The following is a 26,594-nucleotide window of genomic DNA, read 5'->3' as shown; positions in this document are numbered from 1 at the left end:
AAGCCGCGGGCGGGGCATCCGGATAGGCTGGGAGCGTTGTGACTGCCCGCTCCTTCACGCTCGCCGACCCCGCGTCGCTCGACGACCTCCAGACCTTCCTCGCCCGTGCTCAGCGCGTCGAGGACGGCTCGGTGCGCCTCATCGGCGGCAGCGGCGTGCTCGCGGTCTACGCCGCGGTGCTCTACCCGGCCGGGCTGCTCGACGAAACCCCCACCGTGCTCGGGCTGCGCACCCTCGCCCTCACGAGCCGAGGCGACTTCGACGTCGTCGTGCCCATCCGCTCGCTGCTGCTGCGGGTCGAACGCGCGCAGGAGCTCGCCGTCACCGCGATCGCCGACGGGCGAGAGGAGCCGGCCACCGTGGGGCTGCCCATGGAAGTGCACACCGCCACCTGGGCCGCCATCTCGCCACCGCGCGGCGGATGGCGGGCTGTACAGGGGCCGGATGCCGCCGCGCTCGACCAGGTCGCCCGCGAGGGTATCGCCGAGGTCGCCGAGATCGTTCCGGATGCCGTGGGCGAGTCGATCGTGCGGCGCGTGCGGGGCGAGGTGTGGGGGCGCGAGATCCCCGGCGCCGAGCACATCCCCGCGGGCGCCGGCTTCGCCGCCGTCAGCCTCGGATTCCTCGGCGACGACGAGGTGAAGGCCTACGAGACGGGCCCCTGGACCCGCCTCACCACGCGCCGCGGGCACGTGCTCGTGCGGCGTCGCGCCTGGACGCTGTCGCGCTGAGTCGCTGCCACGGCGCTCGGCTCGATCCGCATGTCAGGTGGTTGAGGAGCGCCGCGCGTAGCGCAGCGCGTCTCGAAACCGCCGCCCCCGGCGACGGAGGCTTCGAGACGCGGCCGCTTCGCGGTCGTTCCTCAGCCACCTGAGTGGTTCGCTACGGGTGGCCGCGAGCGTGGGCCGCTTCGCTCGACAGGGCTCCCGCTGGGGAGCCTTTAGAGCGCTCCCGCGATCGCGCGGCCGGCCTGCATGCCCGTGAAGAGGCAGCCGCCGAGGAAGGTGCCCTCGAGCGAGCGGTAGCCGTGCACGCCGCCTCCGCCGAAGCCGGCGGCCTCGCCCACGGCGTAGAGGCCGGCGATCGGCTTGCCGGCGGCGTTCAGCACGCGGCTCGACAGGTCGGTCTGGATGCCGCCAAGCGACTTGCGGGTGAGCACGTGCAGCTTCACCGCGATGAGCGGGCGGTGCTTCTCGTCGAGGATCTTGTGCGGCTTCGCCACCCGGATGAGCTTGTCACCGCGGTAGGTGCGGGCACCGCGCAGGGCGGTCACCTGGGCGTCCTTGGTGAAGGTGTTGTCGAGTTCACGGTCGCGCGCCTCGAGCTCGTGCTTGATGGCCTGCACGTCGAGCTCCACGTCGGGCGCGAGGCGACGCATGCCCGCGAAGAGGTCGTCGAGCGAGTCGGCGATCACGAAGTCGGCGCCCTTCTCCTTGAACGCCTCCACGGCATCCGTGGCCCCCTTGCCGAGGCGCTGCCGCAGCAGCTCGCGCACGCTCTTGCCGGTGAGGTCGGGGTTCTGCTCGCTGCCCGAGAGCGCGAACTCCTTCTCGATGATCGACTGATCCAGCACGAACCACGAGTGGTCGTAGCCGGTCTGGCGCAGGTACTCGAGCGTGCCGAGGGTGTCGAAGCCGGGGAACAGCGGCACCGGCAGGCGCTGACCGGTCGCGTCGAACCACATGCTCGAGGGTCCGGGCAGGATGCGGATGCCGTGCAGCGGCCACACGGGGAGTGGTTCTCGATGCCCTCGACGTAGTGCCACATGCGGTCCTGGTTCACGAGACGCGCCTTGGCCTTCGCGGCGATGCCGAGCATCCGTCCGTCGACGTGCGCGGGAACCCCCGAGAGCATGTGCTCGGGCGGGGTGCCGAGCCACTCGGGCCAGTTCTCCCGCACGAGTTCGTGGTTGCCGCCGATGCCGCCGGACGCCACGACGACGGCGCCCGCCTTCAGCTCGAAGTCACCCACCACATCCCGGTTGGATGCCTCACCGCGCTCGGCGGCATCCGGGGCGAGGATCGAGCCGGCGGCACCGATCACGGCCGCGCCCTTCGTGACGAGACGGTCGACACGGTGGCGGAAGCGCAGTTCGACGAGACCCTGTTCGACGCCCTCGCGCACCCGCCGCACGAAGGGCTCGAGGATGCCGGGGCCCGTGCCCCAGGTGATGTGGAAACGCGGCACGGAGTTGCCGTGCCCGGTCGCCGTGTAGCCACCGCGTTCGGCCCAGCCGACCACGGGGAAGAACGAGACGCCCTTCTCGCGCAACCAGGCGCGCTTCTCGCCGGCGGCGAAGGCGAGGTAGGCCTCCGCCCATTCGCGTGCCCAGTCGTCTTCTGCGCGATCGAACTCGGCACTGCCCATCCAGTCCTGGCGGGCGAGTTCGTGCGAGTCGCGCACGCCCATGCGGCGCTGCTCGGGGGAGTCGATGAGGAACAGGCCGCCGAACGACCACCAGGCCTGGCCGCCGAAGCTGGCCTCCGGTTCCTGTTCGAGGATCACCACCTTCTTGCCCGCGTCGACGAGTTCGGCGGCGGCGACGAGCCCCGCGAGTCCCGCTCCGATGATGATGGCGTCGGCCTGCTCCGGCATCCGTTCCCCGTGTTCCTCGTGAAGTCGGTCAGTCGTCCAACACTATCGAGTCCGGCTCACTCGGCGGTGTTGACGAGCGCGTGTGCCGCACGATCGAGGTAATCCCACAGCATGCTCTCGTGCATGGGGCTGAGATCTGCCTCGTCGACGGCGGTGCGCATGTGACGCAGCCACGCATCGCGCGCGGTAGGCGTCACCGGGAACGGCTGGTGACGGATGCGCAGGCGAGGATGCCCGCGCTGCTCGCTGTAGGTGCCGGGGCCGCCCCAGTACTGCTCGAGGAACATCGTGAGGCGCTGGATCGCGCCCTCGAGGTCGTGCTCCGGGTACATGGGCCACAGCAGCTCGTCGGTGCGCACGCCCTCGTAGAAACGGCGCACGATGCCCTCGAAGGTCGCGCGCCCGCCGACCTCGGCCCAGAAACTCGTGCCGACGACGTCGCCGCCTTCGCCCATCCGGATCTGCAGGTTCACGATGCGCCCTTCGGGCTCTTGGGGGTCTTGGGTGCGCGCGCCGGACGCGGCTGTTCCACGACAGGCAGCGGCGAGGTCTTGGGCGGCCGGGCGCCGCGGATCGAACCGGCGCCCTCGAAGCCCGTGAGCACGATCGAGTTGAGCGCGGGTAGCCGGATGCCGGCCGTGTCGAGGGTGCGCTTGAGCCGTGCCCGCAGTTCGCGCGCCACATCGTCCTTGGCCGAGGTGCGGGTCTTGACGACCAGACGGATGACGATCGCCTCCGCGGAGATCGACTCGATGCCCCACACCTCGGGCTTCTCGAGGATGAGCCGCTTCCACTTGGGTTCGTCGGCGAGCTCGAGCGCCGTCGTCAGGATGAGCGCCTCGACCTCGTCGATGTCGGACTCGTACGGCACCGCGAGGTCGATGATCGCGCGCGCCCAGCCCTGCGAGATGTTGCCGATGCGCACGATCTCGCCGTTGCGCACGTGCCAGAGGGTGCCGTTGACGTCGCGGATGTCGGTGATGCGGATGCCGACCGACTCCACGACGCCGGTCGCCGGCCCGAGATCGACCACGTCGCCCACGCCGAGCTGGTCCTCGATCACCATGAAGAGGCCGTTGAGCACGTCTTTGACGATGTTCTGGGCGCCGAAGCCGAGGCCGGCGCCGATCGCGGCCGTGATGAGCGAGAAGGCACCGGCGGCGTTCGGGAACGTCGTCGAGATCACGAGCAGCACGGCCACGATCACGATGGCGGTCGTGACGACGCCCGAGAGCACCCCGCCGAGCGTGCGGGTGCGCTGCACGACACGCACTGCGGCGAGCGGTGTCGCGACGAGCGCCTGGGTGTCGTCGATGCCCTGCTTCTTCTTCACGCCCGTGACGATTCCGCGCACGGCGCGGTTGATCACGAACTGCAGGATGAGCCGGATGACGATGGCGCCCACGATGATGAGCAGCACCCGGAGCGGAACCTGCCACGCACCGAGGCTCTCCCACCACGCGACGAGGCCATCCATGCGTCCAGCCTAACGAGACGTGCCCGTGAGCACGGTGGAGGCGGCGCGCCGCTCGCGCCTCCCGCCGCTCCGCCTCGCTGCGCCCCCGCCCCTTCTGTCGGTCCGTGTGTCAAACGCTGCAGCTTTGCACTCGGTGCGGCAGCAATCCCTGACGCAGGGAACAGAAAACTGGCGCGCATGCGCCGACGGTGGGCTGGGAGCTGGTGCCGCATCCGAGCGCGATCACACCTGGGTGCCACTCGCGAACACCATCGCGCCGGCAGCACCTCGATCGCCCGCGGCGGTGGCAGTCGATGGCATGCTACGCGCTACAGGTTTTGGCGACGTGCGACAGAAACATCCGGCGCGAACCGACGAGCGCTACAGCGTTTGGCACTCTCGCAGGGCGGCGCGGATCAGCGGGCGACGACCTCGAGCACGCCCATGAGGCCGAGGGCGTTGAGCAGCGAGCGGGTCGGCTCGATGGAGCGGCCCGTGAAGTCGGCGAGCTGCTCGAGCGTGAAGACGCCGTTGCTGAGCATCGCGGCCTGGCGCAGCGGGTCGGTGTCGGGCTCGAATCCCGAGAGGTCGGGCCAGCGGCGCAGCCGGTAGGCGTCGCCCGCGTTCAGCCACGGGGCGAGCTCGTCGGGGAAGGCGGCGAAGCCCATCTTCCAGAGCAGGCCGTCGAGTGAGGAGCCCGGGAGCTCGAAGGCTGCCGGGGCACCCTTCTCGACGATGCGCACGGCGACGGCGACCGCTGCCGGCTCGGCGGGGAAGCGATCGAGTTCGAGCTGCCACGAGAAGGCGTTCACCCGGGTGTCGATCGTGATGCTCGGGTGCCCCGAGATCTCGACGTCGAGCACGGTGGGAACACCGGCGGCGCGCATCGAGTGGATCGTGAGCGCGGCGCCCGACCAGCCCTGCACGGCATCCGCGGGCCCGGCGGGAAGGGCAGCGGGGCCGGATGCGAAGGTCGTCGGGGCGGGAGTCGGCGGCACGACCGGGTCGGCGGCCTCTGCCACGGGAGCCTCGGGCTCGACGGGCTCGGGAGCCAGCGGCTCCTCGTCGGCGGGGTCGGCGAAGGCGACGGATCGCGCCTGCTGACCGAGCAGCGGACGACGGGCCTCGGAGGTGTGCTCGCCCCAGCCCTGGCCGTCCCACCAGCGCAGTTGCGGCAGCCCCAGCGGGTCGGGGTACCAGCCGGCGGGGGTCTGACGGTCGTCCATCACGCAGCTCTTCGTCGCTCGTTCCGAACGTCGGGCGGCGTCCGGCGGCGCGCACGGCGCACCGCAGCAAGAGTAGCGGAGCCTACCGCATCCGCGCGCACCCCGAACGGGGGCGGGGGAGACGCCGCTTGGCGGGCGCGGCGCGGCTAGGAGTCGCGGTGCTCGAGCACCGCGTCGAGGGTGTGTGCGAGGCGCTTCGCGACGCCGCGGGCGATCCGTCCGTCGTCGACCGAGGCCGGGGCGAACACCGCCACGAGCACGAGCTTGTGGCTGCCGATGCGACGCACGAGCAGCGCGCCACGGGTGCCGGCGACCGCGACATGGCTCGCATCCCCGAGATCGAGCTCGCGGATGATCGCCTCGCCGAGCGCCTGCGTCGTGCTCGTCATGCTCGCGAGGCGGTTCGCGTCGCCCGCGGCGCCGTGGATGCCGGCCACCCGGAATCCGTCGTCGCTCGTCACGGCCGCGGCCTCGAGGGTGCTGCAGCGGTCGGCGAGCTCGGCGATGGCCCGCTCGGCGGCGGCGACGATGGCCGGGTCGCGGTGCAGCGGGGGTGCCGTCGTCATCCGGTCGCCTCCGCGAGGGCCTGCCGGGTCTCGATGTCGGCGATGAGCGAGAGCAGCAGCGTGCGCATCTGCTCCTGGTCGCGGGCATCGACGGCGAACACCGGCGTCACGCGGTCGGGCACGACCGCGCGTGCGGTCGCGACGATGCGGTCGCCGATGTCGGTGCGTTGGATGTCGTACCGCGTGACCCCCACGACCACTCCGCCCCGGTTGGCGAGCTCGGCGAACGCCGTGAGGTGCTCGTAGACGTGCCGCTCGGGTTCGGGCGCATCCGCGTTGACGAGCACGATGAGTCCCATCGCACGGTCGCGCAGGATCTCCCACATGAAGTCGAAGCGCTCCTGGCCGGGCACGCCGTACAGCCGCACCTTGTCGGGGTCGAGGTCGATCTCGCCGTAGTCGAGTGCCACGGTCGTCGTGGGCTTGTCGTTGCGCGAACGATCGGAGTTGACGGCCTCGGTCGAGACCACCTCGATCTCACTCAGCGAGCGGAGGGCCGTGGTCTTGCCCGCCCCCATGGGCCCCGCGAAGAGGATGACGTACTCGGCCATCACGTCATCCGGAATCGCCTGCGCAACCGCTGGAACAGGCTGCCCTCGCCGAGGGGAGCCGGGTCGGCGCGCTGCACGAGGGTGTCGGGGGATGCGACGCCGAGCACGCCCATGAGGCTCAACGCATTGATCAGGGTGCGGGTGCTCTCGACACCGCGGCCCGAGAGCGCCGCGAGCTGCTCGATGGTGAGCAGCGCGTTGGCGAGCATCGCCGTCTGGCGGATGTGGTCGGTATCGGGATGCAGCGTGGTCCAGTTGGGCCAGCGGGTGAGCCAGTAGCCCTGCCCCTCCTCGAGCCACGGCGCGAGGCGCTCGGGGAACGCGGCGCGACCGACCTTCCAGAGCAGTTCGTCGAGGCTCTTGCCGGGCAGCTCGAAGGGCGCAGGCGTGCTCTCGGCCACGAGTTCGACGGCCACCACGACCGCCGTCGGGGTCTCGGGGAAGCGCTCGAGTTCGAGGAGCCAGTCGTACGCCTGATGGCGCGCGTCGATGCGGATGGCGGGATGGTTCGCGACGCCGAGCTCGATGAGCATGGGCACCCGCGTCGACTGCACCGAGTGCAGCGTGAGCGCGGCGCCCGCCCACCCGAGCTCGGGCAGGGTTCCGGTGCCCGCAGGCAGAGCCGACTGACCGTTCGCGAACTGGGCGCCGCCGACAGGCGCCACCCCGTCGACCGCGGTGTCGGCGCGGTGGCGTCCGCGCGGACGAGGCTCATCCGGCTCGGCGAATCCGACGGGCGCGCTCGGTCGCACCACCGGCGCTTCGCGGGCGGTGGAGATGTGGCGCGTCCAGGCTCGGCCGTCCCACCACCGCATCTGGGGCATGCCCAGCGGATCGGGATACCAACCTGCCCGGACCTGGGTGTCGGTCACGGACGTACGCTTTTCGGGTGAAAGGGCACGGCATCCTTCGGATTCCGTGGTTGCGGGTGCTAGCGCTCACGATATCCGAGGTGAAATCACCCGGCGCGCCCCCGTGCGGGGGCAGCGCGCCGGGTGGAGAGAGCCGACTATGCCCGGCGATCACGCTCCTGGGCCGCGAGGGCGCGCTCGACGCCGGCGAGTTCCTCGACGATCATGCGACGCAGCGCGGCCGGCTCGGGGTTCGCCTCGAGCCACGCGCGTGTCGCGTCGACGAGCTCGGTCGTCGTGAGGGTCGCCGGGTAGAAGCCGTGCACGATGTACTGCGCGAGCTGGAAGCTGCGCTCGTCCCACACCCGACGGATCTGCTCGAAGTACAGCGGCACGAGCTCTGCGAGCACCGACGCGTCGTTGGTGTGCGTGTAGCCGAGGGCCATGTTACGCAGCACGACGTTCGAGATGGATGCGTCGGTGAGCGCCGCCGTGAGCGTCGCCTGCTTCGCCTCGAGCGTGGGGATCGTGGCCCGGGCGCGCGCTGCGGCCTGCTGACCGTTCGCGGTGTCGTCCTTCTCGAGCGCCGCGGCGATCTCGAGCTCGCCGGCGGCGCCGATGAGCACGAGGCCCTCGAGCAGCTCCCAGTCGAGGTCGGTGTCGATCTCGAGGCCCTCGAGTGCCGTCTCGCCGGTGCGCAGCGCCTGCAAGGCGGCGGCGTGCTCGGTCGTCGAGGCGATGTTCGCGAAGAACTTCACGAACTGGAACTGCGCATCCGACCCCGGTGCCGCATCCTGGGCGAGCTGCCACAGCCGGTCGCCGACCTCGCGGATCGTCGCCTCGCGGATGGCCGGGTCGACGTAGAGGCGCGCGGTCTGCACGAGCTGGGTGAGCGAGAGGCGGATGGTGGTCGACTCGGTCTCGGGGCCGATGTTGCCGAGCACGAGCTGCACGTAGTCACGCGCGGCGATCTCGCCGTCGCGCGTCGAGTCCCAGGCGGAGCCCCAGACCAGGGCGCGCGCAAGCGGATCCTCGATGCGGGAGAGCGCCGAGACGGCCACCTGGAAGGAGTCGTCGTCCATGCGGATCTTGGCGTAGGCGAAGTCGTCGTCGTTGAGCAGCACGAGGGCGGGCTTGGCGAGGCCCACGAGCTCGGCGATCTCGGTGAGCTCCTGCGCTGCCAGGTCGAACTCGTGCCGGTGCACCCGCACGAGCGGCGCATCCGCAGCATCCGACGCGAAATCGTAGAAGCCGATCGCCATGCGGTGCTGACGCAGCACGGGGTGGTCGGGGTGCGCCGCCTGCCGGATGCGGAACGCGGTGATCGTGCCGGCGGCATCCGTCTCGATCTCGGGCTTCAGGGTGTTGACGCCCGCGGTCTCGAGCCACTGCGAGGAGAAGGTCGACAGGTCGCGGCCCGAGGTCTTCTCGAGCTCGCGCAGCAGGTCGGCGAGCTCGGTGTTGCCCCACTCGTGCGCGCGGAAGTAGGCGCCGACACCGGCGAAGAAGGCGTCGATGCCCACCCACGCGGCGAGCTGCTTGAGCACCGAACCGCCCTTGGCGTAGGTGATGCCGTCGAAGTTGACCTGCACGTCGTCGAGGTCGCGGATGTCGGCCACCACCGGGTGGGTGCTCGGCAGCTGGTCCTGACGGTAGGCCCAGCTCTTCTCCATGGCCTGGAAGGTCGTCCAGGCATTCGTCCACTCGGTGGCCTCGGCCGTGGCGATCGTCGACGCCCACTCGGCGAACGACTCGTTCAGCCACAGGTCGTTCCACCACTTCATCGTGACGAGGTCGCCGAACCACATGTGCGCGAGCTCGTGCAGGATCGTGACGACGCGCCGCTCCTTGATGGCGTCCGTCACCTTCGAGCGGAACACGTACGTCTCGGTGAAAGTCACCGCACCCGCGTTCTCCATGGCGCCCGCGTTGAACTCGGGCACGAAGAGCTGGTCGTACTTGGCGAACGGGTAGGGGTAGCCGAACTTCTGCTCGAAGTAGGCGAAGCCCTTTCGCGTGATGTCGAAGATGTAGTCGGCGTCGAGGTAGCCGAACAGCGACTTGCGGGCGAAGACGCCGAGCGGGATCGTGCGGCCATCCGAGCTCGTGAGCTCGGAGCGCACGACCTCGTAGGGGCCCGCGACGATCGCGGTGATGTAGCTCGAGATGCGCGGCGTCGGCTCGAAGTGCCACACGGCGCTGCCGTTGCCGAGCGGCTCGGGCTGGGGCGTGGGGGAGTTGCTCACGACCTGCCAGGCCTCAGGGGCCGTGATCGTGAAGCGGAAGGTGGCCTTCAGGTCGGGCTGCTCGAACACCGCGAACACGCGGCGGCTGTCGGGCACCTCGAACTGGCTGTAGAGATACACCTCGCCGTCGACCGGGTCGACGAAGCGGTGCAGACCTTCACCCGTGTTCGTGTAGGCGAAGTCGGCCACCACGACGAGCTCGTTGTCGGCCGCGAGGTTCTCGAGCGCGATGCGCGCGCCGTCGGCGACGCCGGCCCCGAGCTCGGTGCCGTTGAGGGTGACGGAGTGCACCTTGGCCGTGATCGCGTCGATGAAGGTCGACGCGCCCGCGGATGCCGTGAAGCGCACGGTCGTGACCGAACGGAACGTCGTCTCACTCGAGGTGAGGTCGAGTTCGATGTCGTAGCTCTCGACCTCGACGAGCGTCTTGCGCTCCTGGGCTTCGATGCGGGTGAGGTTCTCTCCAGGCACGCGGGCGCTCCTTCAGGCTCAGGCGGATCGTGTCCGCCTGCAAGCCTAAGCCGCCGTCAGCCGAGCGCGGGCTCCGGGATGCGGGTCGCGGCCGGGGCGGCGGGGCGCACGAGACGCTCCACGTCGGCGACCGCGCGCGTCAGCATCCGGATGAGCACGGCATCCGGGTCGGAGATGCACGCGCGGGCCGCCCCCACGACCGCGGTCGCCACGACGAGTTCGCAGCTGATGGTGTCGAGCCGGGGGTAGCGAGCCGAGACGGTGGTGACGTGCGTGCGCGCCCAGCGGGCGGCATCCGGAACCTCGTTCAGCACGCGGTGCGCTTCGTCGCGCATGCCGTACGACGGCACCCCGCGCTGCTCGAGCAGCGCGCAGATCGAGATGATGCCCGCCGCGAGCACGCGCTGACGCTCCATGCTCGCCACCGGCAGGGCCGTGATGGCGGCGCGCAGGGCCACGACGAGGCCGAGTTCGTCGCCGCCGCGCAGCCCCACGACGGTCGGGATCAGCTCGATCAGTTCGTCGCGGCGATCGTCGGCGACGAGGTCGTTGACGCCGCGCGCGAGGGCCGCAAGGGTTCGGTCGGTGCACGCGGGATGGTCGCTCCAGCGTTCCCCGGCCAGGTAGGAGGCGAACTCCATGAAGCATGCGCCGCGGCGCGGATTGCGATGCCTGCCCGCGGACAGGTGGGGCATGACATCGGGAATGAAGGGGGTGCGCTGGCGCATCGTGATCACCTCGCGGTCTTCTCTTCCTTCCGATTGTGCTCCTCCTCGCCCGCAGAGGCCAGAGGTCGGGCCGAGCCGAGGCGGGGGTTGACAGCGGGCCGCGTGTCGGGTGGGCCTCGTAGACTCGGAGGGTGCGCATCCACATCGCGACCGACCACGCCGGACTCGAGTTCAGTCAGACCCTGCAGCAGCATCTCGGCGATGCCGGGCACGAGGTGATCGACCACGGGCCCGAGAGCTACGACCCGCTGGACGACTACCCCAGCTTCTGCATCGACGCGGCGCGTGCCGTCGTGCGCGACCAGCGCTCGGGACGGGAGGCGCTCGGCGTCGTGTTCGGCGGATCGGGCAACGGCGAGCAGATCGCCGCCAACAAGGTCGAGGGCGTGCGTGCCGCGCTTGTCTGGAACCTCTCGACCGCGGAACTCGCGCGCGAGCACAACGACGCCAACGTCATCTCGATCGGCGCGCGCCAGCACACCGTCGAGGAGGCGATCGCCTTCATCGACCGCTTCATCGCCACGCCGTTCTCGGGTGAGGAGCGCCACGCACGCCGCATTGCGCAGCTCGCCGAGTACGAGACGACCGGCCGCATCGTCGGACACCCGATCGAGTAGCCGATGCCCGAAGGTCACTCCGTCCACCGCATCGCCCGGCAGTTCCAGGCGAACTTCACGGGTGCGCCCGTCGCGGTGAGCTCGCCGCAGGGTCGCTTCGCGCAGGGCGCCGCGGAACTCGACGGACACCAGATCGTGCAGGCCAAGGCCGTCGGCAAGCAGCTCTTCCTCGAGTTCGACCACGAGCTCTGGCTGCGCGTGCACCTCGGGCTCTACGGAGCGTGGGACTTCGCGGGCGACATCTCGGTCGACCCGACCATCGCATCCGCGAACGGGCGCATGGGGCAGACCAACCAGCGTGGCACGGTCGTGGACGACGGCGACAGTGTCGTCGGCGCCCACGAGGACTCGCCGTGGTCGATCGGCGCGCCCCGGCGCACCCGGCTGCGGATGGCGGAGTCGGAGAAGCTCGAACCCGAGCTCGAGACGTGGCCGCCGGAGCCCATCGGGCAGGTGCGGGTGCGGCTGCTCACCGAGACGGCCTGTGCCGATCTGCGCGGTCCGACCGCGTGCGAGGTGCAGACGATCGAGCAGGTCGAGCGCACGATCGCCAAGCTCGGTCCCGATCCGCTGGTCGACGATCTCCGGGAGGGTGAGGAGCGCTTCACGGCGACGGTACGCACGAAGGGCTCGCCCATCGCCCTGCTGCTCATGGACCAGTCGGTGGTCTCCGGCATCGGCAACGTGTACCGCGCCGAGCTGCTGTTCCGCGCGCGGCTCGACCCGTTCCGGCCCGGCAAGGAGGTGCCCGAGGAGCTCGTGCGCGAGCTGTGGCGCGACTGGGTGCGCCTGCTGCGCATCGGCGTCGAGACGGGCCAGATGCTCACGATGGACGACCTCGACCCCGAGGCGTACCGCAAAGCGCTCGCGTCGCGAGATGATCGGCACTGGGTGTATCACCGCGCGGGCGAGCCCTGCCGCGTGTGCGGCACCCACATCGCGATGACCGAACTCGGCGGGCGCAAGCTCTACTGGTGCCCCACCGACCAGGTCTGACCCGAGCAGCGCTGCCGCCCCGGCCGCAACGCGACCCGACCCGAGCCCGATGAGGAGAGCCGGATGCGGCACACGCCCCGCTACCTGATGACCGACGTCGACGAGGTGAAGCGCCTCATCCGCGCCAACCCGTGGACCACCTACGTCTCCGCCGCGTCGACGGGGCTCGTGGCATCCCACTACCCCACGCTGCTCGAGGAGACCGACGACGACTCGATCGTCATCGTCACCCATTTCGGCCGACCCGACGAGGTGGCGCACGAGGTGGGGCAGCACGAGATGCTCGTGATCGTGCAGGGGCCGCACGGCTACATCTCGCCGAACTGGTATGAGCCGGGCGACATCATCCCGACCTGGAACCACGCGACCGCCCACCTCTACGGGGTGCCCGAGATCCTCAGCGAGGAGGAGAACTACCGCGTGCTCGAGCGCCTCACCGACCACTTCGAGCATCCGATGCCCGAACCGCGCTCGCTCGCGAGCGACGAGGAGTACTCGCGGCGCATCGCGAAGGGCACGATCGGGCTGCGCATCCGCGTGACGCGCTTCGACGCGCGCAGCAAGTTCAGCCAGAACAAGGCCCCCGAGGTGCGCGAGCGCATCATCGACGCGCTCGCGGGCGAGGGGCCGTACGCTCAGCCGTCGCTCGCCGAGGAGATGCGTCGCGTCGAGGGCGGATCGTGACGCCCGTGCTGCTGCGGACGGTGCGCATCGTCGGGGCGGAATCCACGGCGGAGGGTCCTGTCGACGTGCTGTTGCGCGGGGGCGGATCGCCGAGATCGCGCCGCGCATCGAAGCTCCGGATGCCGAGGTCGTCGCTCTCGATGGCCGGTTCCTGATGCCCGGGCTCTGGGACGGCCACGTGCACACGGGCCAGTGGGCGGCGGTGTCGCGCCGGCTGGACCTGTCGAGCGCCCGCTCCGCGGCCGAGGCCGCCGCGCTCGTGCGCGCACGCCTCGACGCCGGATGGGACGCCGACGAGGTGCTGCTCGGCTACGGCTTCCGCGACGCACTCTGGCCGGACGCCCCCACCCCCGAGCTGCTCGACGCGGGCGAGGTGGCCGTCGCGCTCATCTCGGGCGACGTGCACACCGTGTGGTCGAACCGTGCCCTGCTGCGGCGCATGGGCCTCGGAGAACACGACTGGCTGCTCAAGGAGCAGCCCGCGTTCGATCTCGGGGTGCGGCTCTCGGCGACCGACGACGCGACCCTCGACCGTTGGATCGCGGATGCCGCACGCACCGCATCCGCGCGCGGCGTCACCGGCATCGTGGACCTCGACATGGGCGGCAACGTCGACGCCTGGCAGCGGCGGATCGGTGCAGGTCTGCATGCCTGGCGTGTGCGGGCGTGCCTCTACCCGGTGGATCTGGCATCGGCGCGCGTGCACGCCCTGCGCTCGGGTGGCCTCGTGCCGGGCACCGACGGCCTCGTCTCGGTCGGCTGGTTCAAGCTCTTCACCGACGGCGCCCTCAACTCGCGCACGGCATGGTGTGCCGACCCCTACCCGGACGCGGAGCCCCCGCACGACCACGGCCTGCCGAGCTACGCCGACGGCGAGCTGCTCGAGGCCGCGCGCGAGGCGCTCGCCGCGGGGCTCGTTCCGACGATCCACGCGATCGGCGACCGCGCCGTGACGCAGGCGCTCGACGTGTTCGCCGCTCTCGACATCCCGGCGGATGCGCCGCTTCCGCCGCGCATGGAGCACGCCCAGCTCGTGGCCGATGCCGACCTGCCGCGCTTCGGGCAACTCGGCATCCACGCGAGCGTGCAGCCGGAGCACGCCATGGACGACCGCGACGTCGCCGATCACCACTGGGCGGGGCGCACCGGGCGGGCCTTCGCCTATCGCTCGCTGCTCGACGCGGGTGCCGTGCTCGAGCTCGGCTCCGACGCACCGGTGTCGCCGCTCGACCCGTGGGTGACGATCGCGGCCGCGGTCACGCGCTCGCGTGACGGGCGTGAGCCGTGGCACCCGGAGCAGCGTCTCTCACTCGCGGATGCCTTGCCCGCCTCGTGGGGCGGAGTCGCGGGCCTCGAGGTGGGCGGCCCCGGCGACCTGGCCATCCTCGACGCCGACCCGCACGCGACGGACCCGGATGCGCTGCGCACCCTCCCCGTACACGGCACGGTGGTTGCGGGGTCGTTGCACCCTCAGGCGGTTGAGGAGCGGCCGCCGGAGGCGGCCGCATCTCGAAACCGCCGTCGCGACGGCTAGCTCGCGACGTGCGCGAACAGGAACCAGCGGTCCTTGTCGAGCCCGTTCGCGATCTCGATCGCGATGTCCTGCGAGGGCTGGTCGAGCTCGTCGAGTTCGTCGACCGCCGTGCGCACCAGCTCGAGCGTCGCATCGATCTGCGCGATGACGGCGGCGATCGTGGCATCCGACTGCTGGAAGCCGTCGGTGAGCTTCGGGGTGGTGGTCTTCTCGGCGATCGTCTGCACCCGGGCGTCGAGCGGCAGGCCCAGGGCGACGATGCGCTCGGCGGCGAGGTCGGCCCACGCGCGGGCGTGGTCGACGAGCACGTCGAGGAACTCGTGCACGCCGATGAAGTTGGAGCCGCGCACGTGCCAGTGCGCCTGCTTGCCGTCGATGGCGAGCGCCTGCAGGTTGACGACGATGGGGCTCAGGAACTGGGCGACCCCCGCGGTGACGTCGGGGTCGAGCGACGTGGTGGGAACGGTGCTGGTCTTCGTGGTCATGGCGTTGCCTCCTTCTGGCCGGTTGTGCCGGCCGTCGTCTGATTCAACGCTACTGCGCTGCACGCATTCCGCAACGAAGCTGAGGCTCGCCTGACCGGGGTTGACCGCGCGCCGCCGAATCGCTAGCGCCGTTCGCGGGCTCAGCCGCGCGTCTCGAGGCGGTACACCGCGGCCTGGGTGCGGCGCTCCATGCCGAGCTTGGCGAGCAGGCCCGAGACGTAGTTCTTGACGGTCTTCTCGGCGAGCCCGAGCCGTTCGCCGATCTGGCGGTTGGTGAGTCCCTCGGTGATGAGATCGAGCACCTGGCGCTCGCGCAGGGTGAGCGCGGGTTCGTCGACGCGCGGGCTCGCGAAGGCCTCGGCGACGCGTTCGCTCACGTGGGCCGAGAGCAGCGTGCCTCCCGCGGCGACCTTCCGCACCCTCGACGAGGCCGCGTGCCCGGATGTCCTTGAGCACGTACCCCGACGCGCCGGCGAGCACCGCCGAGCGACTCGCCTCGTCGTCGTCGTAGGCGGTCAGCATGAGGCACCGCATCTCGGGGTGAGCGGAGCGGATGGCACGGCACAGCTCGATGCCGTCACCGTCGGGCAGGCGCACGTCGAGCACCACGACATCCGGCTTCGTCACCTCGATCTTGGCGAGGGTGCCGCGCACCTGGCCGGATTCGCCCACGACCTCGAGGTCGCGTTCGGCGTCGATCAGGTCGGCGATGCCACGCCGCACGATCTCGTGGTCGTCGACCAGGAAGACGCGGGTCACAGAGTGCTCCTCTCGGGGGCGGGGACGGGGGCGGCCCACCGCGCGCGGGTGCCGCCCTCGGCTCGGGTCGACAGCTCGAAGGTACCGCCTCGGCGGGTGGCGCGTTCCTCGAGGTTGCGGGTTCCGGATGCGCGCCGCGGCCGGGTGGGCAGCCCCACCCCGTCGTCGTCGACCGTCACGATCACGGTCTCGTCGTGCACGGCGACCGACACCTCGACACGCGTGGCGTCGGCGTGGCGTGTGGCGTTCGCGAGGCACTCCCGCACGACGGCGAGCACGTCGTCGGCGAGGTCGCCCGTGACAAGCAGGTCGACGGGCCCGGCGAAGGTGACGAGCGGCGGGTTCGCGAGCCCGGGGTGGCGTCGGCGGCGACGTCGAGCACGCGGTGCCGCAGCGCGCCGCTCGACGACGGCCGCGACGCGAGCGCGAAGATCGCGGTGCGGATCTCGCCGATCGCCGCGTCGATGGCATCGACCTGCGCGCCGATCGCGTCGGCCGCCTCGGGCGAGCGGGCGGCGATCGCCTGCAGGCTCAGCCCCGTGCCGAAGAGACGCTGGATCACATGATCGTGCAGATCGCGTGCGATGCGGGCGCGCTCGTCCACGAGCGCGAGGCGTTCGCGGTCGGCCCGTCCGCGGGCGAGCTGGATGGCGACCCCCGCCTGCAGAGCGAAGTCGGCGGCCATGGCGCGTTCGGCATCCGTGAAGAGCGGCGCCTCGACCGAGCGATACACCGAGAGCGCGCCGAGAACCTGGTCGCCGGACCGCACGGGCAGCGCCATCGCGGCGCTCTGACCGCTGCGCACGACCGATTCGCCGGGCAGCTCCCCGGGCGAGGTGGAGGCGAGGGCGCCCGTGGCGATCGCGCGTCCCGAGAGGGTGTCTGCGGCCGGATAGCGCCTGCCGACGATCTCGTCTGCGCCGTTACCGCGGGCGGTGTCGACGCGCAGCATGGGCTCCCCATGGTCATCGCCGTCGGCCACGATCACGCACACGAGCTCGCTCTCGATGACCGATGCGACGCGCTCGGCGAGCACCGCGAGCACGTCGACGGTGTCCTCCGACAGCAGGGCCGCGGTCACCTCGGCGAGGGCCGTCGACCAGCGCTCGCGACGCACCTGCTGTTGGAAGAGGCGGGCGTTCTCGATGGCGATCGCGGCGATCGCGGCGAGGGAGCCGACGAGGAGCTGGTCGTCGGCGGAGAACTCCGGCCCGCCATCCTGGTTCGTGAGGTAGAGGTTGCCGAACACCTGCTCGCGCACGCGAATCGGAACGCCCAGGAAGGCATCCATGTGGGGATGGTGGGCGGGGAAGCCGACTGAGCGGGGGTCGTCGCGCAGATGCGGGAGCCGGATCGCCTCACCCGAGTCGATCACGGCGCCGAGCAGGCCGTGGCCTTCGGGCAGATGCCCGACGGCGCGCACCTCGGGAGGCGCCATGCCGACGTGCACGAACTGCTCGAGGGTGCCGTCGGGTGCGATCACGCCGAGGGCTCCCCAGCGCGCGTCGACGAGCTCGACGGCCGCCTCGATGATGCGCTCGAGCACGTGCGCGAGTTCGAGCTCGCCGACCACGTGCGGCACGGCGTCGAGGAGACGACGCAGACGTGGTTCATCGGCGGTGGCGGGCATGCATCCAGTCTCCCAGAGGGGCCGCACCCGCGCCGCGCGCTTGCTCCGCTGGCCGAGCCGAAGGACCTTGGCCCCGAGACCGCGCCGCCCGACCGTGCGAGCCTCGAAGCATGAACGCATCAGCGCGTTACGTCGTCGGCGTCGACGGCTCCGCTCCCTCGGAGGCGGCTCTCGCCTGGGCGGTTCGCAATGCACGCCGCGACGGCGCCTCTCTCGAACTCGTGCACGTCATCGATCCCGAGCAGGGCATGATGGGCCTCGATCTGCTCGACGCGGCCGAGCGCGCGGGCGAGCGGATCCTCGCGGAGGCGACGCAGCGCATCCGGATGCAGCATCCGGAGCTCGAGGTGGCGGCCGAGCTGCTGAGCGGGGTTCCCACCTGGACGCTGGCGGCTCACGCGCGTGGCGACGACACGCTCGTCGTCGGCACGGGGAAGACCGGATACGTGTCGGGCCGCGTGCTCGGATCGCGCAGCGTGCAGTTCGCGCTCGCGGCAACCGGAACCGTCGCGGTGGTGCCCGAGGGCGACCCGAGATTCCGTGACGGCGTGGTGGCCGGCGTCGACCGTCCCGAGACGGCGGCCTCGATCGGTCGCCGTGCAGCGCTCGAGGCGGTGGACCGGGGGATGCGGGTGACCCTCGTGCACGCGGTGCCGCCTGAGGTGCTGCAATCGCAGCGCACCAATGTCGAAAGCCCGCTCGTGCTCGCTTCCGAGGCCGCACGCGAGGTCGAGGGGATGCTCGAGATCCGGTCGCGCCTGTCGACACGCGTGCCGGCCGACGCTCTGCTGGACGCGTCGCGGGGCAGCGCCCTGCTCGTCGTGGGGACGGGCTCGGTCGCCGAGACGCACTCGCCGCTCGGCACGACGCTGCACGCCGTGCTGCTCAACGCGAACGCGCCGGTGCTCGTGGTGCGGCCCGCGGGTGCGCTCGCTCACTCCGCTGGGTGAGGTCCGCATCGCGCCGCCACTCCGCTGGTTGAGGAGCGCATCGCGAAGCGATACGCGTCTCGAAACCGGCGCCGCCGCAGGATCGACGACGCTGGTTTCGAGACGCGCCCTGCGGGCGCTCCTCAACCAGCTGGGTGTGCGTCGGGTGCTCCTCAGTGGGCTGGGTCTGCGTCGGGCGCTCCTCAGCCGGCTGGGTGTGCAGTCGGCGCTCGTCAACCAGCTGGGCGTGCCGCCGCGCGCGTCTCGCGCGCGATCTCGAGCTCCTCGTTCGTGGGCACGACAAGCACGGATGCGGGCGAGCCTTCGGGCGAGATGAACCGCGCCTCGCGCGACGGCGCGGCGTTCAGCTCGGGGTCGACCGAGAGACCCAGGAAGTCGAGGCCCGCGATCGCCCGGCGTCGCACGTACGACGAGTTCTCGCCGACGCCCGCGGTGAACACCACGGCATCGATGCCGCCGAGCTCGGCCGCGTAGCCGCCGATGTAGCGGCGCAGGCGGTGCACGTAGATGTCGAGCGCATGGGTGGCGCGCTCGTCGCCGGCGTTGGCGGCGTTCACGAGCTCGCGCATGTCGCTGCGTCCCGCGAGCCCGAGCAGCCCGGAGCGCTTGTTGAGCAGCTCGTCGAGTTGATCGATCGTGTAGCCGTGCTCGCGCGCGAGGTAGAGCGGGATCGCGGGGTCGATGTCGCCCGAGCGGGTGCCCATCACGAGCCCCTCGAGCGGGGTCAGCCCCATCGAGGTGTCGAGCGAGCGCCCGCCGAGCACGGCCGCCGCGGAGGCGCCGTTGCCGAGGTGCAGCACGACGAGCTTGAGCTCCGGGTCGCCCGTGCGCCCGAGCAGCTCGGCGGCGATGCGCGAGACGTAGCCGATCGAGGTGCCGTGGAAGCCGAAGCGCCGGATGCGGGTCTTCGCCGCCACCTCGGCATCGATCGCGTAGTCGCGCGCCGCGGGGCTGATCGTGGCGTGGAAGGCGGTGTCGAAGACCGCGACGTGCGGCAGCTCCGGCAGCACAGCACGGGCCGCGCGGATGCCGGCGAGACCCGGCGGGTTGTGCAGCGGTGCGAGGTCGGAGAGCGCCTCGATCTCGCGTTCGACGGCGTCGTCGATGAGGGTCGCGCTCACGAAGCGGGTTCCGCCGTGCACGACGCGGTGGCCGACGGCGTCGATCCGGTGACCCTCGAGCTCGGCGAGCACGGTGACCATCGCCGTCGCGTGATCCGGCACGCCCGAGCCGGGCACCCCGATCCGCTCGACGATGCCATCCGCGTGCACCGAGCCGTCGTCGACATCGAGCAAGCGGTACTTGATCGAGCTCGAGCCCACGTTGAGCACGAAGACGTTGCGGATCACTGCTCGCCTCCTGCTTGGATCGCCGTGATGGCGTCTGTGCCTGCCTGGATCGCGGTGATGGCGTCTGTGCCCGCCTGGATCGCGGTGATGGCGTCTGTGCCCGCCTGGATCGCGGTGATCGCGATCGTGTTCACGATGTCGCGCACGAGCGCGCCGCGCGAGAGGTCGTTGATGGGCTTCGCGAGCCCCTGCAGCACGGGCCCGATGGCCACGGCGCCGGCCGAACGCTGCACGGCCTTGTAGGTGTTGTTACCGGTGTTCAGGTCGGGGAACACGAACACCGTCGCGCGGCCGGCGACATCCGACCCCGGCAGCTTCGAGGCGCCGACCGTGGGGTCGGCGGCCGCGTCGTACTGGATGGGGCCCGCGACGGGCAGCTCCGGCGCGCGCTCGCGCACGAGCTGGGTCGCCGCGCGCACCCGGTCGACCTCGGCTCCCGAGCCCGATTCGCCGGTCGAGTACGACAGCATCGCGACGCGCGGGTCGATGCCGAACTGGCGCGCGGTCGCGGCCGACGACACGGCGATGTCGGCGAGCTGCTCGACGGTCGGCTCGGGGATCACGGCACAGTCGCCGTAGACGAGCACGCGGTCCTCGAGCGCCATGAGGAAGACGCTTGACACGACCGACACCCCGGGCGCGGTCTTCACGATCTCGAAAGCGGGACGGATGGTGTGCGCCGTCGTGTGCCTCGCCCCCGACACCATGCCGTCGGCGAGGCCTGTGTGCACCATCATCGTTCCGAAGTACGAGACGTCGGTCACGGTGTCGGCCGCGAGCTCCGGCGAGACGCCCTTGTGGGCGCGCAGGCGCGCGTACTCCTCGGCGAAGCGGGCGTGCAGCTCGGGGTCGGTCGTCGGGACCACCTGCGTGTCGCCGAGCTCGAGACCGAGAGCGGCGGCGCGACCGCGCACCGCATCCGGGTCGCCGAGGATCGTGAGACGCGCGATGCGGCGCTTCACGACGATCGCGGCAGCCTCGAGGATGCGGTCGTCGTCGCCCTCGGGCAGCACGATGTGCCGGTCGGCGGCGCGCGCCCGCTCGACGAGCAGGTGCTCGAAGCGGATGGGCGTCATGACAGTGCCGGCGCTTGGCAGGCTCAGCAGGCGCACGAGCTCCTCGGCGTCGACGTGCTCGGCGAACAGGGCGAGGGCGCGGGCGTGCTTGGCGGGCGAGTCGGCGGCGAGGCGGCTGCGGGCATGCGTGATGCGCACGGCGGTGTCGAAGGTGCTGTGCGGCGTGCTCGCGATCGGCAGGGGTGCGCCGAGGCCGTCGATGAGCCGCTCGATCGCCGGATCGATCTCGAAACCGCCGTTGAGGATGATGCCCGTGAGCACCGGGAAGGTGTGCGAGAGCTGCGCCGCCATGGTTCCGACGAGCGCCTCGGAACGGTCGCCCGGCACGATGACGATGCCGCCGGGGATGAGCCGCGGCAGGATGTTGGGCAGGCTCATCGCGGCGATGGTCGTTCCCATCACGGGGCGCTCGAGTGCCTCCGGATCGCCCCGCACGAGGTGCGCGTCGGCCGCCTCGAGCACCGTGCGCAGCAGCGGTGCGGTGAGTTCGGCATCCTCGGCGATCGCCCACGCGGGCAGGCCGGTGTCGGCGGCGACGCGGGCGGCGATGTCGTCGACGCGCTCGGGGTCGGCGCGGTTGACGACGACGGCGAGGGTCTCGGCATGCTCCTCGCGCAGCTCGCCGAGCGCGATGCGTGCCAGCTCGGCGCACTGCTGCGGTGTGCGGGCGCCCTCACCATCGGCCTGACGGCCGCCCGTGACGAGCACGACGGGGGCGGCGAGGTTGGCGGCGATGCGGCCGTTCGTCGAGAGCTCGGTGGGGGTGCCCACGTCGGTGTAGTCGGAGCCGAGGATGAGCACGGCATCGCAGCCCCTCTCCACCTCCGCGAAACGATCGACGATCGTGGCGAGCGCCGCATCCGGATCCTCGTGCAGCGCGTCGTAGTCGACGCCCACGCAGTCCTCGTAGCTCTGACCCGCGCTCGCGTGCGCCACGAGCAACTCGAGGATGTAGTCGCGCTCGACGTCGGCCCGCACGATGGGGCGGAAGACGCCCACGCGGGTCACGGATGCGGTGAGGGTTTCGAGCAACCCCACTGCCACGGTCGACTTGCCGGTGCGCCCCTCGGCGCTCGTCAGATAGATGCGGGTCGCCACGGGCACAACGCTACGCGAGCGACGGTCGCCGCGGGTGGGACATTGGGCCCGGAGGCCGCACAGGAGGCTGAGGAGCGACCGCCGCCGGCGGACGCGTCTCGACGCCTCCGTCAGCCCAGGCTCGTGACGAGGTTGATGATCGTCGCGAGGATGATCGCGCCGAAGAGGTAGGCGAGCAGCGTCTGGGCGATCACGATGCGCCGGATGCCGTTGTCGCGCACGTCGGTGTCGGCCACCTGATAGGTCATCCCGAGACCCACCGAGACGTAGGCGAAGTCGGTGTAGCGCGGCGGCTCGTCCTGGTTGAAGTCGATGCCCCCGACCGGTTCGGTGTAGTAGAGGTGGGCGTAGCGCAGCAGATAGTCGGTCTGGATGAGGGCCCAGGATGCGGCGACGCTCAGCACCGCGACCCCCGCGAGCAGCCCCGAGAGCAGGGGCGGCGCGTGACGCGCCTGGATGATGACGACCGCGACCGCGCCGAGGCTCGCGATGCTGCCGAGGATGGCGACGAGCCGCGCGAGTCGACGCCCCGGATCCTCCGCCGTGGCGTGGGCGCGCGTCTGGGTGGCATCCATCCGCCAGATGACGAGCAGCACCCACGCGACGCTCACAATGCCGAGCGTGGCCCAGCCGGCGAGCAGGCCGCCCACGATGCCGAGCAGAGGGCGGTGGCCGCCGCCACCAGGACGCCCGCGACGATCGCGACGACGGCCCGTGTGCGTACCCGGGCCAGTTCGCGACGCGATGGTGTGCGCATGGGCTCATGCTGCCACCTGGCGGGCGCCCGGGGCGGTGCGCCACTCGTCGGGTGCCCGGCGGTGCGCCGCTCAGCGGGCGGCGGTGCGGCGCGCGGCGGCGTCCTCGGTGAGCAGGTCCATGTTGAGGGCGGCTCCCGTCATCGTGCCGGCTGCGGCGGATGCGCCGACCATGGCACCCGCGTCGCTCGCGTTGCCCGCCGCCCAGACGCCGGCGATCGGCGTGCGGCCCACGGCATCCGCGGGGATCACGACGCCCATGCCCTCGACGATCGAGGCGGTGCCGCCCAGCTGCCCGTAGAGCTCGGTGCGCGCTTCGAACGACGGGCCGATCGCGACGGCGCCGGCCGGCAGTTCGGTGCCGTCGTCGAGTTCGACGGCGCGGAGGGTTCCGGATGCGTCATCGAGCAGGCGGGCGACGTGGCCGTCGACGATGCGCACGCCGAGCGCTGCGAGGTCGGCATCCACCTCCGCCTCGGTGGGGGTGTCGTGGCGCACGAACGTGACGTCGTCGCTCAGCCGGCTGAACATGAGGGCCTGGTGCGCGCTGCGCGGCGTGGAACCGATCACGACGATCGCGCGGTCGCGCACCTCCCAGCCGTGGCAGTAGGGGCAGTGCACCACGGAATCGCCCCAATGCACGGTGAGGCCCGGGATGTCGGGCAGCACGTCGCGGAGGCCCGAGGCGAGGAGCAGGCGGCGGGCGGTCACCGTGGCGCCGGTCGCGGTCGTGACGAGGAAGCCGTCGCCGTCGCGGGCGACGTCGGTGGCGCGGTCGTCGAGGATGCTCACGCCGTAGGCCCGCGCCTGCTCACGGGACGCGGCGAGCAGTTCGGCGGGGGAGGCGCCGTCGCGGCTGAAGACGTTGTGGGCGTGGGCCGCGGGAGCGTTGCGGGGTTCGCCCGCGTCGATGACGAGTACCTCGCGGCGCGAGCGCCCGAGCGCGATCGCAGCGGAGAGGCCGGCGGGACCACCGCCGACGATGGCGACGTCGATGTGGGTGTGACTGTTTCGGGGCATGAGGCGATCGTGCGCTGCGGAGTCCATGCCGCGCAAGTGTCGTTGCTGTTCTGGCAAACTGTCGCCATGGTCGACGACATCGAACGCACGCTCGCGGGGGTCGGATCGCGGCTGCGCACCCTGCGCACGCGCCGTGACCTGACGCTCGCCGAGGTCTCCCGCGAGTCGGGCATCTCGGTCAGCACCCTCTCGCGACTCGAATCGGGGGAGCGGCGACCCGCGCTCGAGCTGCTGCTGCCGCTGGCTCTGCTCTACGACGTGCCGCTCGACGAGCTCGTCGGCGCGCCCGAGGTCGGGGATCCGCGCGTGCACATCCGTCGCATCCCGCATCGTGGCGGCGTCCTGATGCCGCTCAGTCGGGGTGCCGGCGGCATCCGGGTGGTCAAGCAGATCCTGCCCCCGAAGGCGGGTGAGCGGGTCGAGCTCAAGACGCACCGGGGGTACGAGTGGCTGTACGTGATCTCCGGTCGGCTGCGGCTCGTGCTGGGCGGGCGCGACTTCGAGCTCGGTGCGGGGGAGGCCGCCGAGTTCGACACCCGCACGCCGCACTGGATCGGCGCGGTCGGTGACGGGCCTGCTGAGCTGTTGCACCTCGCCGGGCCGGATGGGCAGCGCATCCACATGCCCGAGCTCGACGCGCCGCGCGACGACGGCGCCGGTGGGTGATCCGTTCCTTCGCCTCCTCGGCGGGCGACCTCACCAATAACCGCGGTGCACCGCCATGCCGGGCTCCTCCAGCGAGGGAACGGGCCCGTCGACGGTGATCGTGCGCCCGATCGTGACGGCCGCGAGCTCGCGCGTCGGCATCGCGATCGCGGGCGTTCCTCGCCGCGCAGCGGGCGCAGCTGGGCGCCGGCTACCGCGAACACGATCCGGCCGATGCCGGCATAGAAGTCGGCGCTGAAGCACAGCGCACACGGCTCGGCGCTCGTGTAGAGGGTCGCCCCGCGGCGCGTGTCGTCATCGAGTTCGTCGATCGCCCAGCGCGCGAGGGTGAACTCCGGATGCGCCATCGGGTCGCGCGTGGTGATGGTGCGGTTGCTGTCTTCGTGCAGCACCTCGTCGGACGCCGAGACGAGGCGCGCGCCGAACGGTGCGTCTCCGCGCTCGCGGGCCTGGCCTGCCAGGTCGATGCAGGCGATGAGGTGCTGGGTGTCCCGTTCGGAGATCTGGCTCATAGCCGTCATCAGAGCATGTTTCCCATTCCCGGGCTAGCGTCGGCGTATGCCTCACGATGTCGTGAACCAGGTTCCGCCGCGGGTAGAACTCGACGAGTTCGCCGCGAACACCGCGCTCGTCGAGGGCGTCGACCGCTACGACGCCGGATGGGCGAGCGAGCACCTGCACCGGGTCGGCCGCCACGTGGGCACGGCCGCGTTCCAGCGGGATGCCGAGCTCGCCAATACGCAGACGCCGCAGCTGCACCAGTACGACCGCTACGGCGTGCGTGTGGACGAGGTCGAGTATGACGAGTCGTATCACCGCATCATGCGGGCGCACATCGCGGAGGGCGGCCACACCGCGGCGTTCGCCGAGCCCCAGCCCGGCGCGGCCGTCGCGCGTGCCGCGGTCTTCATGCTCTTCGCGCAGGTCGAGCCGGGGCACTGCTGCCCCGTGTCGATGACGCACTCGGCCGTTCCCGTGCTGCGCAAGAACGCATCCGTGGCCGAAGAGTGGATGCCGCGCGTGCTGAGCCGCGACTACGACCCCGAGCTGCGGTCTGCCAAGTCGAGCGCGATCCTCGGCATGTCGATGACCGAGAAGCAGGGCGGCTCGGACCTGCGGGCGAACCTCACGACGGCGACCCCGGCGGGCGACGGCGGCTATGTGCTCGACGGCCACAAGTGGTTCTGCTCGGCGCCCGGGTCGGATGCCTTCCTCATGACGGCGCAGGCACCCCGCGGCCTCAGCACCTTCCTCGTGCCGCGGGTGTTGCCCGATGGCACGCGCAACCCGTTCCGCATCGCGCGGCTCAAAGACAAGCTCGGCAACCGGGCCAACGCCTCGGGTGAGCTCGAACTGGAGGGCACCCGCGCGGTCTTGATCGGCGAGGAGGGGCGTGGCGTGCCGGTGCTCATCGACATGGTGCAACGCACGCGCTTCGACACCGTGCTGGGCACGGTCGCCGGCATGCGACAGGCCACAGCCGAGGCGCTGTGGCACGCCCGGCACCGCGTGGCGTTCGGGTCGACGCTCGTGGAGCAGCCTGCGATGACGGCGGTGCTCGCCGATCTCGCCCTCGAGACGGAGGCGGCGACCGCGGTGGCGCTGAGACTCGCGCGGGCCTTCGACGACGACGCCTCCGAGCACGAGATCGCGTTCCGCCGGCTCGCGACCGCCGTCGCCAAGTACTGGATCTGCAAGCGCGGACCCGGCCACGCCTACGAGGCTCTCGAGTGCCTCGGCGGCAACGGCTACGCCGAGAACTTCCCGCTCGCACGCCGGTACCGCGAGCAGCCCGTCATGGCGATCTGGGAGGGCTCGGGCAACGTCATCGCGCTCGACGTGCTGCGCGCCCTCGGGCGGGAACCGGATGCCGTGGCCGCGTTCGAGGCGGAGCTCGCGCTCGCCGCGGGCGCCCACCCGGTGTTCGATGCGCACCTCGCCGCCACGCGCGAGCGTCTCCATGCCGTCGCGCGCATGGACGCTGCAGACGCCGCCGCCTCGGCCCGCGGCCTCGTCGCCGACCTCGCGCTCGCGCTCGAGGCCTCGCTCCTGCTGCGGTCTGCGCCGCCCGCGGTCGCGGAGCTGTTCGTCGACGCCCGCCTCGGCGAGGGCGCCCGCCATGGGCACCTCTACGGCGACCTGCCCGCGCGGCGAGACCTGGCATCCGTGCTCGAGCGCAGTTAGGCGCAACCCGGGGCGCCGGTTTCGAGACGCCGCTGTCGGCGGCTCCTCAACCAGCTGGGGTGCAGCACTGCCGAGGTGGCTGAGGAGCGCCCGCGAAGCGG

At 71.4% G+C, this 26,594-nt stretch carries 24 protein-coding genes and 3 pseudogenes; 9 read left to right on the top strand and 18 right to left on the bottom strand.

The annotated features are described in order from the left end of the window. Positions 1–38: 38 nt before the first annotated feature. Positions 39–731, top strand: a complete 693-nt coding sequence (locus QQK29_RS00690; protein WP_284296960.1) for a DUF8185 domain-containing protein — start codon at positions 39–41, stop codon at positions 729–731. Between the two features lie 209 nt (positions 732–940). Here the strand turns inward: QQK29_RS00690 and QQK29_RS00685 are convergent. The 9 genes and pseudogenes from QQK29_RS00685 to QQK29_RS00645 form a co-directional block, all read right to left on the bottom strand. After that, positions 941–2,595 (bottom strand): annotated as a pseudogene (locus QQK29_RS00685) (FAD-binding dehydrogenase). 56 nt (positions 2,596–2,651) lie between these two features. Next, a complete protein-coding gene (locus QQK29_RS00680; protein ID WP_284301865.1) occupies positions 2,652–3,050 on the bottom strand; it encodes a globin in 399 nt (132 codons plus the stop codon). 14 nt (positions 3,051–3,064) lie between these two features. Further along, complete coding sequence (locus QQK29_RS00675) at positions 3,065–4,072, bottom strand: mechanosensitive ion channel family protein (protein ID WP_284296958.1); 1,008 nt, start codon at positions 4,070–4,072, stop codon at positions 3,065–3,067. Between the two features lie 395 nt (positions 4,073–4,467). Then, positions 4,468–5,277 carry a DUF2510 domain-containing protein gene (locus QQK29_RS00670; RefSeq protein WP_284301864.1) on the bottom strand — a complete coding sequence of 270 codons (810 nt, stop codon included), beginning with the start codon at positions 5,275–5,277 and terminating at the stop codon, positions 4,468–4,470. Positions 5,278–5,423: 146 nt separating this feature from the next. Next, complete coding sequence (locus tag QQK29_RS00665) at positions 5,424–5,843, bottom strand: roadblock/LC7 domain-containing protein (protein WP_284296956.1); 420 nt, start codon at positions 5,841–5,843, stop codon at positions 5,424–5,426. Then, a complete protein-coding gene (locus tag QQK29_RS00660) occupies positions 5,840–6,394 on the bottom strand; it encodes a GTP-binding protein (RefSeq protein ID WP_284296954.1) in 555 nt (184 codons plus the stop codon). The genes QQK29_RS00665 and QQK29_RS00660 overlap by 4 nt, the downstream gene beginning before the upstream one ends. Further along, positions 6,394–7,266 (bottom strand): DUF2510 domain-containing protein, encoded by an 873-nt coding sequence (locus QQK29_RS00655; protein ID WP_284296952.1) that lies wholly within the window; start codon positions 7,264–7,266, stop codon positions 6,394–6,396. Before QQK29_RS00655 ends, QQK29_RS00660 begins: the two co-directional genes overlap by 1 nt. Before the next feature lie 137 nt (positions 7,267–7,403). Beyond that, on the bottom strand, positions 7,404–9,962 hold the full coding sequence (pepN, locus tag QQK29_RS00650; RefSeq protein ID WP_284296950.1) for an aminopeptidase N: 2,559 nt from the start codon (positions 9,960–9,962) through the stop codon (positions 7,404–7,406). Positions 9,963–10,018: 56 nt separating this feature from the next. Further along, entirely contained in the window at positions 10,019–10,690 is a 672-nt protein-coding gene (locus QQK29_RS00645; protein ID WP_284296948.1) for a hypothetical protein, read from the bottom strand. A gap of 131 nt (positions 10,691–10,821) precedes the next feature. On the opposite strand from QQK29_RS00645, the gene QQK29_RS00640 reads away from it, so the two are divergent. The 5 genes from QQK29_RS00640 (at position 10,822) to QQK29_RS00620 (ending at position 14,521) form a co-directional block, all read left to right on the top strand. Beyond that, positions 10,822–11,307 carry a ribose-5-phosphate isomerase gene (locus QQK29_RS00640; protein ID WP_284296946.1) on the top strand — a complete coding sequence of 162 codons (486 nt, stop codon included), beginning with the start codon at positions 10,822–10,824 and terminating at the stop codon, positions 11,305–11,307. 3 nt (positions 11,308–11,310) lie between these two features. Continuing rightward, entirely contained in the window at positions 11,311–12,303 is a 993-nt protein-coding gene (locus QQK29_RS00635; protein ID WP_284296943.1) for an Fpg/Nei family DNA glycosylase, read from the top strand. Between the two features lie 63 nt (positions 12,304–12,366). Further along, positions 12,367–12,987 carry an FMN-binding negative transcriptional regulator gene (locus QQK29_RS00630; RefSeq protein ID WP_284296942.1) on the top strand — a complete coding sequence of 207 codons (621 nt, stop codon included), beginning with the start codon at positions 12,367–12,369 and terminating at the stop codon, positions 12,985–12,987. Positions 12,988–12,992: 5 nt separating this feature from the next. Beyond that, positions 12,993–13,142, top strand: a complete 150-nt coding sequence (locus QQK29_RS00625; protein WP_284296940.1) for a hypothetical protein — start codon at positions 12,993–12,995, stop codon at positions 13,140–13,142. Continuing rightward, positions 13,142–14,521 (top strand): amidohydrolase, encoded by a 1,380-nt coding sequence (locus tag QQK29_RS00620; RefSeq protein ID WP_284296938.1) that lies wholly within the window; start codon positions 13,142–13,144, stop codon positions 14,519–14,521. Before QQK29_RS00625 ends, QQK29_RS00620 begins: the two co-directional genes overlap by 1 nt. Here QQK29_RS00620 and QQK29_RS00615 read toward each other — a convergent pair. From QQK29_RS00615 to QQK29_RS00600, 4 genes and pseudogenes are all read right to left on the bottom strand, one after another. Then, positions 14,518–15,006, bottom strand: a complete 489-nt coding sequence (locus tag QQK29_RS00615) for a Dps family protein (RefSeq protein WP_284296936.1) — start codon at positions 15,004–15,006, stop codon at positions 14,518–14,520. The two genes, QQK29_RS00620 and QQK29_RS00615, sit on opposite strands and share 4 nt — an antisense overlap. A 140-nt stretch (positions 15,007–15,146) precedes the next feature. Next, a pseudogene (locus tag QQK29_RS00610) lies at positions 15,147–15,765 on the bottom strand (response regulator). After that, the gene (locus QQK29_RS00605; RefSeq protein ID WP_348533763.1) at positions 15,762–16,031 is read right to left on the bottom strand and encodes a sensor histidine kinase; all 270 of its coding nucleotides are present in this window, start codon (positions 16,029–16,031) and stop codon (positions 15,762–15,764) included. Before QQK29_RS00605 ends, QQK29_RS00610 begins: the two are co-directional and overlap by 4 nt. Next, positions 15,947–17,395, bottom strand: coding sequence for a sensor histidine kinase (locus QQK29_RS00600; RefSeq protein WP_284296932.1), 1,449 nt, complete (start codon positions 17,393–17,395; stop codon positions 15,947–15,949). The genes QQK29_RS00605 and QQK29_RS00600 overlap by 85 nt, the downstream gene beginning before the upstream one ends. A 110-nt stretch (positions 17,396–17,505) precedes the next feature. Here QQK29_RS00600 and QQK29_RS00595 point away from each other — a divergent pair, with 110 nt between their 5' ends. Beyond that, positions 17,506–18,345, top strand: a complete 840-nt coding sequence (locus QQK29_RS00595; RefSeq protein ID WP_284296930.1) for a universal stress protein — start codon at positions 17,506–17,508, stop codon at positions 18,343–18,345. A 212-nt stretch (positions 18,346–18,557) separates the two neighbouring features. On the opposite strand, the gene QQK29_RS00590 is transcribed toward QQK29_RS00595, so the two are convergent. From QQK29_RS00590 to QQK29_RS00575, 4 genes are all read right to left on the bottom strand, one after another. Further along, entirely contained in the window at positions 18,558–19,691 is a 1,134-nt protein-coding gene (locus QQK29_RS00590; protein WP_284301863.1) for an acetate/propionate family kinase, read from the bottom strand. After that, positions 19,691–21,868 carry a phosphate acetyltransferase gene (gene pta, locus QQK29_RS00585; RefSeq protein WP_284296928.1) on the bottom strand — a complete coding sequence of 726 codons (2,178 nt, stop codon included), beginning with the start codon at positions 21,866–21,868 and terminating at the stop codon, positions 19,691–19,693. The genes QQK29_RS00590 and pta overlap by 1 nt, the downstream gene beginning before the upstream one ends. Before the next feature lie 110 nt (positions 21,869–21,978). Next, positions 21,979–22,518 (bottom strand): DUF1345 domain-containing protein, encoded by a 540-nt coding sequence (locus tag QQK29_RS00580; RefSeq protein WP_284296926.1) that lies wholly within the window; start codon positions 22,516–22,518, stop codon positions 21,979–21,981. 177 nt (positions 22,519–22,695) lie between these two features. After that, a complete protein-coding gene (locus QQK29_RS00575) occupies positions 22,696–23,643 on the bottom strand; it encodes an NAD(P)/FAD-dependent oxidoreductase (RefSeq protein WP_284296924.1) in 948 nt (315 codons plus the stop codon). A gap of 66 nt (positions 23,644–23,709) precedes the next feature. Between QQK29_RS00575 and QQK29_RS00570 the strand changes: the two genes are divergently transcribed. Further along, a complete protein-coding gene (locus QQK29_RS00570) occupies positions 23,710–24,309 on the top strand; it encodes a helix-turn-helix domain-containing protein (RefSeq protein WP_284296922.1) in 600 nt (199 codons plus the stop codon). A 200-nt stretch (positions 24,310–24,509) separates the two neighbouring features. Here QQK29_RS00570 and QQK29_RS18285 read toward each other — a convergent pair. Next, a pseudogene (locus QQK29_RS18285) lies at positions 24,510–24,821 on the bottom strand (nucleoside deaminase); the annotation flags it as partial. A gap of 46 nt (positions 24,822–24,867) precedes the next feature. Here QQK29_RS18285 and QQK29_RS00565 point away from each other — a divergent pair. After that, positions 24,868–26,493: an acyl-CoA dehydrogenase family protein gene (locus tag QQK29_RS00565; protein WP_284296920.1), complete on the top strand. Its 1,626-nt coding sequence runs from the start codon at positions 24,868–24,870 to the stop codon at positions 26,491–26,493. Positions 26,494–26,594 lie beyond the last annotated feature (101 nt).

Origin of the sequence: Homoserinibacter gongjuensis (genome assembly GCF_030161875.1) — a bacterium.
GTDB lineage: Bacteria > Actinomycetota > Actinomycetes > Actinomycetales > Microbacteriaceae > Homoserinibacter > Homoserinibacter gongjuensis.
Note: the sequence above shows the minus strand (reverse complement) of the source record. Positions and strands in the feature narration are given on the sequence as shown.